The organism is Komagataeibacter melomenusus, assembly GCF_013155395.1.
In the GTDB taxonomy this organism is placed as follows: Bacteria; Pseudomonadota; Alphaproteobacteria; order Acetobacterales; family Acetobacteraceae; genus Komagataeibacter; species Komagataeibacter melomenusus.
The window spans coordinates 42,193-54,487 of record NZ_JABJWC010000006.1 but is presented as its reverse complement, the minus strand read 5'-3'; the positions used below and the strand labels follow the sequence as shown (position 1 = coordinate 54,487).

The 12,295-nt window shown below is 59.8% G+C and carries 8 protein-coding genes; all 8 read left to right on the top strand.

Translation table 11 applies throughout. From position 1 onward, the window contains the following. Positions 1 to 128: 128 nt before the first annotated feature. The 8 genes from HNW77_RS03875 to HNW77_RS03840 all read left to right on the top strand — a co-directional run bounded on the left by HNW77_RS03875 (position 129) and on the right by HNW77_RS03840 (position 12,174). Positions 129 to 1,718: a flavin monoamine oxidase family protein gene (locus HNW77_RS03875; protein WP_172155567.1), complete on the top strand. Its 1,590-nt coding sequence runs from the start codon at positions 129 to 131 to the stop codon at positions 1,716 to 1,718. After that, on the top strand, positions 1,718 to 2,140 hold the full coding sequence (locus HNW77_RS03870) for a c-type cytochrome (protein WP_306665928.1): 423 nt from the start codon (positions 1,718 to 1,720) through the stop codon (positions 2,138 to 2,140). Before HNW77_RS03875 ends, HNW77_RS03870 begins: the two co-directional genes overlap by 1 nt. Before the next feature lie 347 nt (positions 2,141 to 2,487). Further along, positions 2,488 to 3,690, top strand: a complete 1,203-nt coding sequence (locus HNW77_RS03865; protein ID WP_172155565.1) for a pyridoxal phosphate-dependent aminotransferase — start codon at positions 2,488 to 2,490, stop codon at positions 3,688 to 3,690. Positions 3,691 to 4,641: 951 nt separating this feature from the next. Next, positions 4,642 to 7,266 (top strand): TonB-dependent receptor plug domain-containing protein, encoded by a 2,625-nt coding sequence (locus tag HNW77_RS03860; RefSeq protein WP_172155563.1) that lies wholly within the window; start codon positions 4,642 to 4,644, stop codon positions 7,264 to 7,266. Between the two features lie 274 nt (positions 7,267 to 7,540). After that, on the top strand, positions 7,541 to 9,118 hold the full coding sequence (locus HNW77_RS03855; protein WP_172155561.1) for a flavin monoamine oxidase family protein: 1,578 nt from the start codon (positions 7,541 to 7,543) through the stop codon (positions 9,116 to 9,118). A gap of 2 nt (positions 9,119 to 9,120) precedes the next feature. Further along, positions 9,121 to 9,537, top strand: coding sequence for a c-type cytochrome (locus HNW77_RS03850; protein WP_172155559.1), 417 nt, complete (start codon positions 9,121 to 9,123; stop codon positions 9,535 to 9,537). 304 nt (positions 9,538 to 9,841) lie between these two features. Further along, positions 9,842 to 11,122 (top strand): dicarboxylate/amino acid:cation symporter, encoded by a 1,281-nt coding sequence (locus HNW77_RS03845; protein ID WP_338033766.1) that lies wholly within the window; start codon positions 9,842 to 9,844, stop codon positions 11,120 to 11,122. Next, complete coding sequence (locus HNW77_RS03840; protein WP_172155555.1) at positions 11,119 to 12,174, top strand: threonine aldolase family protein; 1,056 nt, start codon at positions 11,119 to 11,121, stop codon at positions 12,172 to 12,174. Before HNW77_RS03845 ends, HNW77_RS03840 begins: the two co-directional genes overlap by 4 nt. The last annotated feature ends 121 nt before the right edge of the window (positions 12,175 to 12,295 follow it).

Genomic DNA, 12,295 nt, shown 5'->3' with positions numbered 1-12,295 from the left:
AAAACATAATGAGTTGTATGCCGCGGATTTACAATTAAGCTGGCGGCGGAAAGATTCCGTAGGGAAAGGGACCAGGCATGCTGCATCTATATCGTTTTGATATCATCATGATCAGGGAATCCTGAGGCATGCCCGCCAACGCTTCCGGCCCGACGCGGCGGGACCTGCTGCTCAGGATCGGCCTGACCGCCGGAACCGCTGCGATGTACCAGGCCATGACCGCCCTGGGCCATGCGGAAGAATCGCAGTTCAGGGGCACGCCGGAACTGGGCAGGGCCCGCAGGGGCGACAGTGTCGTGGTGCTGGGCGCGGGGCTTGCCGGCCTTGCGGCGGCCTATGAACTGGACAAGGCGGGCTACAGGGTCCAGTTGCTTGAATACCAGGATCGCGCGGGTGGCCGGAACTGGACCCTGCGCGGGGGCGATACCTATACCGAACTGGGGGGCGCGACCCAGAAGGTCGGGTTTGCGGCGGGGAACTATTTCAATCCCGGCCCGTGGCGCATCCCGCACCATCACCGGGCCATCCTGCATTATTGCAAGCAGTTCGGCGTGCAGCTTGAACCGTTCATCCAGTTCAACAACAACGCATATGTGCACAGTACGAATGCCTTTGGCGGCAGGCCGCAGCGGTACCGCGATGGGGCCTCGGATTTCATCGGCAATATTTCCGAACTGCTGGGCAAGTCCGTCAACCAGAACAACCTCGACCAGGTCCTGACGAAGGAGGACCGCGAACGCCTGCTGGTGGCGCTGCGCGAATGGGGCATGCTCGATGCATCCTATTCCTACCGCAAGGGGCTGCATGTCTCGACCCGACGGGGATATGAGCGCCCGCCCGGTGGCGGCCCCGATGGCGCGCCCATTGCCTCGGACCTGCTGCCGTTTAGCGATGTGCTCGATCCGTGCGTGTGGAACACCATGAAGTTCTTCATGACATACGAGATGCAGCCCACCATGTTCCAGCCTGTTGGCGGCATGGACATGATCGGCAAGGCCTTTGCCCGGCATGTGGGCAGGCTGATCACCTTCAACCGCAAGGTGACGGCCATCGCCCAGGACGATTCGGGCGTTACGGTCAGCCATGCCGACCGTGTCAGCGGGGCGGCGGGGCAGACAAGGGCCGACTGGTGCGTATGCGCCATGCCGCTGACGGTGCTGGCGCAGATCCCTGTGCAGGTCTCGCCCAAGATGCAGGCGGGCATCAGGGCCGTGCCCTATTCGAGCCATGCGAAGATCGGCATGGAATTCCGCCGCCGCTTCTGGGAGGAAGACGAAGCGATTTATGGCGGGATCAGTTTCACCAGCCAGGAAATCGCCCTGATTTCCTATCCCAACGACCGGATGCATTCCAGCGGCCCCGCCGTGCTGCTGGGGGGCTTTCCCCTCAATCTGGCGGGGCTCGACTTCGCGGCGATGACACCTGAACAGCGTTTGGAAACCGCCCTGAAGCAGGGTGAGGTCATCCACCCGCAATACCGCAGGGAATTCATGAACGGCACCTCCGTCGCCTGGAGTCGCGTGCCCTGGATGCTGGGCTGTCGCGCGCGCTGGAGCGAGGCGGACAGGAAGGCCTATTACCAGGACCTGGTCGCGCTTGATGGCCGGATCGTCCTGGCGGGGGACCATGCCTCCTATCTGGGGGGATGGCAGGAAGGTGCGCTCCTGTCCTCCATGGATGCGGTGAAACGGTTGCACAAACGGGCACAGGAAGCTTGATGATGGGCATGCAAGATATCAGGGCATGGGCCGTGGCTGCGTCTGTGGCCCTGTCTGTCGGGGCCGCACCGTCATTCTGTTTTGCCGCGGATGCGGCGGACCCCGCGCAACTGAAAACGGGCCAACAGGTCTATGAACATATCTGCCAGGCCTGCCATATGGCGGATGGCAAGGGGGGCACGGGGGCGGGAACCATCCCGGCGCTGGCGTCAGACCCGCATCTGGCGGTTGCGGCCTATCCCGCAACCGTGGTCATGAACGGCAAGGGGGCCATGCCGTGGTTCAATGGCGTGCTGTCACCCGCGCAGGTCGCGGATGTCGTCAACTATGTCAGGACGCATTTTGGCAATCACTACACGGATGCCCTGACGCCCCAGGTGGTGGGCAGCATGGCGGGGCCGCTGAAAGTCGATGATCACTGACTGATGTGGCGGGCAGGGGAACAGGGCCCGCGCATTTCTATTGTATAATTATTATAAAATAACAAGGGAGAATTTTTATACGATGCAATGATTGCCATTGCATCTGTTTTATGATCAAGTCAGGAAAGTTTCTGGTAAAGGGAATGTTATTGCTCTTTGCGGGAAATATACGCATCGGATTTTCCTGCGGGCCCGTGTGCTGACATGACCCTTCCCCGGTCAGGCGCCATACGCCGCAATGCTGCCGGTTTCATTACGATAAGGAAACCAGTGGCGGATTATGGGTGTCTGTATTTCCTCCGCCAGGGTTCGATTGCATTCCTGCAAAACATCAAGGTGACAAGTCCATGGGTGTCCTACTTTCAAAAGAAGCGAAGGAAGACCTTCTGGCACGGGGATATTCCCGCCGCCAGTTCGGTCGCATTTCAGCCCTGCTCGGGCTTGGCTCGGCGGCGATGGCCGCGTCCCCGCTGCTCAGCGGCACGGCTGCGGCCAAGAGCGCGGCCGCCAGCCCCAAGGCCCCGATCGAGGAAGCACAGAACAAGTCCGGCATGGTCCGCATCGGCAGCAACGAATGCTGGACCGGCCCCTTCCCCACCGCGGCACAGGCCGGGGCGGCGGTGGTGCCCCTGGGCAACCGTTATGAACCCTCGAACCTGCGTGAGCAGCTGATCCAGACCGTCTCGCAGGTCGAGAAGGTGCCCGAGACGCATATCCTGCCCTGGCCGGGATCGAGTGACCCGCTGAGCCGCACCGTCGTGACCTTCTGTTCGCCCACGCGCGGCCTTGTCACGGCCGACCCGACATTCGAGGCCTCGTGGCGCACCGCGTCATGGCTGGGCGTGAAGGTCACCAAGGTGCCGCTGCGGGCGGAAAACAAATATGTGACCGATGTGCGGGCCATGCTGAAGGCCGACCCGAATGCCGGCATTTACTATGTCTGCTCGCCCAACAACCCAACCGGCACGGTCACCCCGCTGGCGGACATCAAGTGGCTCGTGGCCCACAAGCCCGAGGGGTCCATCGTCCTGGTCGATGAAGCCTACATCCACTTCTCCGGTGCGCCGAGTGCGGCGAAGCTGGTGGCGGAGAACAAGGATGTCGTGGTTCTGCGCACCTTCTCCAAGCTGTTCGCCATGGCAGGACTGCGCCTGGGCCTGAGCATGGCGCGGCCTGACCTGCACGAGAAGATGATGCGCTACGATGGCCTCAACCAGTCGGGCACGCTGTCGATCGTGGCGCTGGCCACCGGCACGGCAAGCCTGACCCAGACCGCCGCGATTGCCGAACGCCGCAGCCAGATGATCGCCGTAAGGGAGGCGACCTTCGCCCACCTGAAAAAGCGTGGCCTGACCTACCTGCCCAGCGAGGCCAACATGTTCATGGTTGACTGGAAGCAGCCGGCGCAGACCATGCGGGATGCCTTTGCCGCCCGCAAGATCGATATCGGCCGCAACTGGCCGATCTGGCCCACCATGTCGCGCGTGACGGTTGGCTCGGCGGAAGACATGAAGGCTTTCTGTGACGCCCTTGACCAGATCATGGTCTGATTGCTCGGCGCCTGAAGTCACCTGAATCATTATCCGCATCGTGGTGTGGATGGAAGAAAACCAGAGCGTCGCCCCGGCAGGACTGCCGGGGCGATTGTCATATCCAGTGCCTGTGTCGTGATTGCAGGCAGGGGGCGTGCGCGGGGGCTGTGTGCTTCATGATCTGGGTTCGGCAGCCAGGCTGACCGTTATGGCAAACTTGTTTTCCTGACGCCGACAGGCAGAAAGTGGCCTGTTTCCACCTGCTGGCCTGTGGCCGGTCATCCCGTTGGTCATGCCGCGCGCAGCCATGGTGCCTGTCGTGCATGCAGCGTCAGGCAGGTTGTTGTTTTGCGCGTTCCCGCCTGTGCCAATCGCAAACGGTCATTTCTGGGGGGGCATGGCTGGACAAGTGGTTTGGAAACATAATTACTTCTATCTTCAGAATATATAATAAATTACAAATGTAATGATCTTGTTCATGATATATTTGTAATGCAAAATCCGTTCATGGTGTGCTGTGAACCGGGTAGGCGGTACCATGTCAGGAGTCATTTGCATCGATCTGCCAGAACATAGTTTTATTCATGGAATACCATATAAAAAATGCTTTTCCGGCGGGGTTTCATTGATATTGTCAGATCGTATGGCGCAAGGCGCCTGTATGCCTGTTTCGATATCAATTCCGTGGGGGCGACGGGTCCGGCAGGACGTGCATGTGTAATCAGTGACAAAAAATCCTTTTAATTCATATGGATATTTTTTCGGGTGGTTTCCCGCCTGAAGCTTCCATAGGCAGGCAGGCTCCGGGGCGGGGTTGAAAGTTTTTTCTTTGTCATAACCTAAAATGTTGCAAGAAAACAACAAAACGGCGAAAATATATTAAGTGGTTCCAATTTTTTATTTTTAATGAAAAATTTATTGTAGATGTTTCTTTGTTGTAACCTTTAGATGAATCAGAAAGGTAACCTCATGATTCTCAGACGTTGGCTTGTGGCGGCGACCGTTTTTACAGTCCCCGCCGGAGTGGACGCCGTTATGAAGGCTGCCGTGGCAGCTGATACGGACGTTGATTCATCCAGGCATCGCATTGTCCGTTCAACGCCATCCAAGGCATCGGGCACGACCGCGCAGAAGGCGAATACCCTGAAAGCCGCTGCCCGTACTGCCGCGCCCGCCGATACGAGTGAGGCCATCATTGTAACGGGCACGCATTCTTCCAACCGGCGCGCCCGCCAGAGCACCAGTCCCGTTACCGTTGTAACGGCCGCGACCCTGCGCCGTTCCGGCCAGATGAACTTGGCCGATGCCATAACCCGCACCTATGCCTCGATCAACGTCGGCGCGAAGGGCAGTGACACGGCGGCCCTGACATCGGCTATCCGCATGCGTGGCCTCAACCCGAACGAGGTCCTGGTCCTGGTCGATGGCAAGCGCCGCCACTCCACCGGCAACATGACGCAGAACCCGGGCCCGGCCTTCGGCGCGACGCCGGTTGACCTGAACATGATCCCCGCCAACGCCATTGACCATATCGAGGTACTGGAAGACGGGGCCGCGGCCATGTATGGCTCCGATGCCATTGCCGGCGTGGTGAACATCATCACCAAGAAGCAGGACCATGGCTTTGACGCCAGCTACCAGACCGGCGCCAACGCCTATAACGGTGGCGGGTGGCAGTACCAGGTCAATGCCGATGGCGGCATGAAGCTGGGGCAGGATGGGTACCTGCACCTTTCGGGGCAGGTGTACCACACCGACCATGACGTGCCCAAGGGCGCGCGCGACCACCGCCTGCTGGGCACATGGCCCGAGGGCGCGCACACCACCGGTTACTATAATGGCCTGGTGGCGGGCGCGAAATACATTGATCCCAGCACGAACGTGCTGATGAGCACGCCCGAGGAAACGCGCGAGAACCTGTCGATCGACTGGGGCAAGCAGTTGACGCCCGGCATCAACTTCTATGGCCTGATCACCTATGCGCACCGCCATGCGGAAGCGTATGAAAACTACCGTATCCCGACCATTGCGCCGTCGATGTACCCCAATGGCTTCACGCCCATCGAAACCATGGAGGAGAACGACTACTCCGCCATGCTGGGCCTGAAGGGTGACAACTTCATGGGGTTCAACTGGGACCTCAGCACCGTGTATGGCGCGGATGAAGACAAGATTGGCGACAAGAACACCGCCAATACCGGCATGCTGGCCTCGACCTGCAACAGTGGGCCCGCGGCCTATGCATCCACGGACGGGTGCGGCTGGTCGCCGACGAAGACACGCTCCGAAACCTATCGCATGGCGCAGTGGACGAACAACCTCGATTTCCGCCGTCATTTCGATATCGGCCACAAGGTTCCGATGACGCTGGCCTTCGGCGCCGAGCATCGCCTGGAAACCTATGACATCTGGGCCGGCAACCCGCCGTCCTACCAGGCGGGTGGCACGCAGGGCTATGCCGGGCTGGGGCCGCAGAGTGCCGGTTCCTGGAGCCGTGACATCTGGGCATGGTACCTTGATGGCGACTTCCATTTCACCAAGAAATGGAGCGTGGACTTCGCCGGTCGCTTTGAACACTACACCGACGTGGGCGACACGGAAAACGGCAAGATCTCGACCCGTTATGACTTCAACCGCCGGGTGGCCCTGCGTGGTACCATCAGCACCGGTTTCCGTGCGCCAACCCTGGCCGAAGAACATTACAGCGCCATGAGCGTCGGCCCGACGACGGCTTCGGGCATGCTGCCCGTGTCATCCGAGGCCGCGCGCAGCCTTGGTGCCTCGAACCTCAAGCCCGAGCGTTCCACCAGCGAGAGCGGTGGTATCGTGCTTGAACCGGTTGACGGCTTCCATGTCGAAGCGGATGTCTATCAGATTAACCTGCGTGACCGTATCGTGGGTGGTGGCACCACGAAGGGTCAGGCCGCGGTCAACGCCATCGAGGAGATGGGATACACCCTGCCGGCCAACGGCCTGGATGTGTCCACCGTTTCCGCCTATTACCTGACCAACGGTGCCAGCACCCGTACGCAGGGCCTTGATATCAAGGCAGACTACATGTTCCGCCTGCACCGGTATGGCAACCTGACGCTGAGCATGGCGCTGGACCTCAACCGTACCCGCCTGCACCACAATGGCACGTCTTCGACGGGTAATGCCCTGCTCAACGCGCAGAATACGGCTTACCTGACCACGGCCTATCCGCGCAGCAAGATCATCCTGAACGCGTTCTATACAATTGGTAGCTGGGACTTCAATGTTCGCCAGACCCGCTACGGCGAGACGACGGACATGCTGACCTATTACGACTACACCACCAGCGGTAGCTGCTCGAGCGGCGGTGCGCTCTATGCCTCGAACACCTGCTTTGCGCAGTTCAAGAACACGCCGCGCTGGCTGACCGATATCGAAATCGGCTACCGGGTCAACCGCCACCTGCATATCGCTGTCGGCGCGAACGATGTGTTCAACATCCGGCCCCGTCGCCTGCCCACGGAAAACGATTCCAACGGCGTTAACCTGTATGACCAGAACTCGTCGCAGGTTCCGATCACGGGTGGTTATTACTATGGCCGCATAAACGCGACTTTCTGATACTTGGTGTTTATTTTTCCAGCCCTGGCACACCGGATTCCGTTCGGTGTGCCTTTTTTTCTGTCCTGGAAATAAAATACCAAGGATACGCAGGGCATTAAGGGATATCCTGCCCGAACGGGCTGTGTGCTCGTGATGTCCATCATAACATTACTGATGCGTAATATTGCGGCATCGAACCTTATTGATTATAGAAAAAAACATGACCCAGCACGGCCTTGCCCCGAATTGTCGGGGGAAAGGACGTCTTTTCCTGAACAGGGAGCCCCGCCTTATGGTCTCTTCAACCCGACGCCAGCTTCTGACCGCGCTTGGCCTTGCCGGAGGAACCGCAGCCCTCTACCAGGCCATGACGGTCATGGGGTATGCAGCTGATTCACGCTTTACGGGGCCGCCGGTCCTGTCCGGTGCCCGCAAGGGTACGAAAGTGCTTGTCCTGGGGGCAGGGCTTGCCGGCATGCTGGCCGCCTATGAACTGCGCAAGGCCGGTTATTCCGTACGTGTCCTTGAATACCAGAACCGGACAGGTGGCCGGAACTGGACGCTGCGTGGCGGCGATCGCGTGGTCGAAATGGGCACGCCGGTGCAGAAAGTGGAATTCGCGCCCGGAAACTACATCAACCCCGGCCCATGGCGCATTCCCTACCACCACCGCGCCCTGCTGCATTACTGCAAGCAGTTCGGGGTCGCGCTGGAACCTTTCATCCAGCTCAATTACAATGCCTTCGTGCACAGTCCCGATGCGTTCGGGGGCAAGCCGATGCGCTATCGTGACGTGGCCTGTGATTTCACCGGTGTCGTAGCCGAACTGCTGGCGAAGTCGATCGACGGGCACACGCTCGATCAGGAACTGACCCAGGAAGACCGCATGCAGCTCAAGGAAGCGATGCGTGGCTGGGGCCTGCTGGATGAGGATTTCCGCTACAAGAGTAGCGTGCATACCTCGACACGGCGTGGATGGGAAAAGCGCCCCGGCGGTGGCCCGGATGGCGCGCCCGTACCCTCCCAGCTTCTTGACCGGCACGACCTGTTCCGGCCCGCGATGTGGCAGTCCCTTGCCACGTTCATGAACTACGAGATGCAGACGACCATGTTCCAGCCGACCGGCGGGGTGGACATGATCGGCAAGGGCTTTGCAAAACAGGTTTCCGACCTCATCACCATGAATGCGCGCGTCAGCCGCATCGCGCAGGATGATCACGGCGTGCGCGTGACGTGGGAGCATACCGGCACGGGCAAGGTCTCGGAGGAGACGGCCGACTGGTGTGTGTGCACCATCCCGCTTTCCGTGCTGAGCCAGATCGATATCCAGGTCTCCCCGGGCATGAAGGCCGCCATCGGCGCGGTTCCCTATACATCGCACATCAAGATGGGGCTGGAGTTCAAGCGCCGGTTCTGGGAACAGGATGATGACATCTATGGTGGCATCAGCTTCACCAACCAGGAAATCTCGCAGGTGTCCTATCCCAGCTACGGCTTCCAGTCCTCTGGTCCCGCCGTCCTGCTGGGGGCCTATACCAAGAGCATGGCGGGCCTTGATATCGCGGGCATGACCCCTGCCGAACGGATCGAGGTCGGGCTGGCGCAGGGATCGGTGCTGCACCCGCAATACCGCAAGGAATTCAGCAATGGCGTGGCCGTGGCCTGGAGCCGCATGCCGTGGTCGCTGGGCTGCTGCGCCATCTGGAGTGCTGAGACCCGCAAGCAGCATTACCGCAACCTGACGGAAATCGACGGCCGGGTCGTGCTGGCGGGTGAACATGCCTCCTACCTGGGCTGCTGGCAGGAGGGGGCGCTCCTTTCGTCCCTTGATGCGATCAAACGACTTCACAAACGGGCGCAGGAGGCCTGAGCATGAACCGTTACATTCTGCACATGCTCGCCATCATCGGCATTTCGGCCTTGCCGGTCATGGCGCACGCGGATTCTCCCGGTGCGGGCGGGGACAGCAAGAACGATATGAAGACCGGGGCCGAGGTCTACCAGCATGTCTGCCAGGCATGCCATATGGCGGATGGCAAGGGTGGCAAGGGGGCTGCGGTCATCCCGGCGCTGGCCGGCAACCCGAAGCTGGCCATGGCCGCCTATCCCGCCGGCATTGTCCTCAATGGTTATGGCGCGATGCCATGGTTCAACGGTACGCTGTCGCCCGAGCAGATCGCCAGTGTGGTCAACTATGTCCGGACCCATTTTGGCAATGCCTACACCGATACGATCTCGGCCAGCGACGTGAAGGCCATGTCCGGTCCCGTGCCGCATATGACGCATTGATCGACGCGCCCTGATGATGCCGCCAGATGGGTCGGTGCCCTGTTGCCACAGGCCATCTGGCGGCACCGGGTGTGTCACATGGCCCTGCCGCCTTGCGGGTGCTGAAGTCCGGTACCGGCGGATGGTGAGCGGGTGTATTCTGTAAAAAAACCGGTGTGCGGGGTGTCGGCACCCAATTTGTTACCAATACAAAACATAAATCGGGCTGCTGTCCCGGCAAGGCGTGCGGTCTGCCCCTGTTGCGCGCCGGGTCAGGTTCATTGACCGCATCAGGGTGCGACCGTGCCTATTTTCCTGTCAAGTAATGCATTGGAAGTATTATTGTATGACTGACCGTAAAAGCCCTGCTTTCGGACGATACAGGAAAAGCCTTTTCATTGTTCTCATGCTCGTCCTTGGGCTTGTCTTCGGCATAATATGCAATATGTGCGGAGGGCCCCTACAGGCATATACTGTTGCCAGCACACAATACATACTGGGCCTGTTCATACGGGTTGTAAAAATGATCATCGTGCCGCTGGTCATGGCGGGGCTTATTTCCGGCCTTGGCAACCTGGCGCAGCACAAGGGGGTAGGGCGACTGGTCGGCACGCTGGCGGTATGGATTGTCTGTGCGTCCCTCATATCGCTGCTCATTGGTATCGTTACATCGGAATTCTTTCATCCCGGGCGGTTGCTGTCATCGCAGATCGGCCTGTCGCATGAGAAAATGGATATTCCGACCATCAGCCTGGCCGAGCAGGTCGCCCATATCATCCCCTCAAGCATCATCGACGCCATGGCGCGTAACGAGATCATGCAGGTGACTGCGTTCTCGCTCCTGTTCGGGCTGGGGCTGGTCTCGCGCTATAAAAATACCACAACGGTCATCTTGCAGGCCTGCAACGAATTTTTTAACATCATGTTGCGGGTTACTGAAATAATCATGAAATCAATACCGCTGGTGGTCTTTGCCTCGACGGCAATGGTCGCGGCCCGTTCGGGGTACCAGCTTGTCATATCCTATTTCTATATCATCATGGAATTCTACGTGGCGATCATGCTTTTGGTGCTGGCATGGTTCTGCGCGGGATTTTTCTGCATGGGGCGGGATGTCTTCCGCCTGTCGCGCAATGTCGTCCAGGCGCTGATCCTGGCCTTTTCAACAGGCAGTTCCGAGGCCGCCTATTCTGAACTGATCGAAAACCTGGAAGAATTCGGCATCGACCGCGAAGTATCGGGGTTCCTGCTTCCCCTGTGCTACAGCTTCAACATGGACGGGGCGATGATGTTCCAGTCCTTCAGTGTCGTGCTGATCGCCGATGCCTACGGCATCCACCTGGGTTTCCTGACATTATGCTATATCCTCGGCTTCCTGTTCATCAGTTCAAAGGGCATGGCGATCGTGCCGCGCGGCGCGATCATAATCCTGGGCAATGTCCTGCCCACATTCGGCCTGCCGCCCGAAGGCATATTGCTGCTGCTGGGCGTGGATCATTTCTTTGACATGGCCCGTACGGCTGCCAGTATCTACGGAATGTCTGTTCTGGTCGGTATCCTTGGCCGTCCGGTCCAGCCGCACAACACGTTTCCCGAGGAAGCATGATGACCTGCAATATGGATTTTTCCAGTGACAACCGCATGGGGGTCAACCCCGAGATCCTTGAGGCCCTGCACGCGGCCAACAAGGGGCCTGCCGGGGCCTATGGCCATGATGACATGACCCGTAGCCTGGACCAGGTGGTGGGCGACTTTTTCGGGACGAAGGTTTCGGCATTCCCCATCATTTCGGGCACGGCCGCCAACTGCCTGCCTATTGCCGCTTCCACGCCGCCCTATGGCGGGATTGCCTGTTCGGAAGGCGCGCATATCCTGCGGGCGGAATGCGGTGCGCCCGAGTTCTTTACCAACGGGTCGAAAATGCTTCCGGTTGCGGCGCAATCAGGCAAGATGACGGCGGATGCGCTGGCCGCCCTGCTGGCCGCCTATCCCGCTTCCAACACGGATACCACGGTGCCGGCGGTACTGAGCCTGACACAGGTTACGGAACGGGGTACGGTCTATACGCTGGATGAAATCGCGGCGCTGACCCGCCTTGCGCATGAACGGGGCATGACGGTGCACATGGATGGTGCCCGTTTTGCCAATGCGCTGGTGACGCTGGGCTGCACGCCGGCGGATATGTCGTGGCGGGCAGGAGTGGATGTGCTGTCGCTGGGTACCAGCAAGAACGGCACCATCTGCGGGGAGGTCGTCGTGTTCTTCAACCCCGACAGGGCGGAAAACTTCAGGCGCTACGTCAAGCGTGCCGGGCATATGATGGCCAAGCAGCGCTTTGTCTCGGCGCAGGTCGTCGCACACCTTGCCAATGACCTGTGGCGGCACAATGCACGCAATGCCAATGCCGTGGCCAGGCGGTTGCACGATGGCCTGGCGCGGCAGGAACAGGTCACGATCCTTCACAAGGTCGAGGCCAACATCATGTTCGTCGCCCTGCCCGCCGCCTGTGTGCAGGCGCTGCGCGCGCAGGGGTTTGCCTTCCACACCGTCGGTCAGGATGCGGTCGGCCAGCCGGTCGTGCGCTTTGTGACCAGCTTCCTGACAACGGAGGGGGATGTGGACCATCTTCTCGCCGCCATCAGCAAGGCATGTGCCTGATAGCCCTCTGCCGCCTGATGGAAAGCGGGCGGGTGATGGCATCGCTTTTTTCCGCGAAGGCGATGCGCCCGGACATGTCCTGAAAAGGCGCCCCCTTGGGGCAGGCGGGTCATTGTGCCGC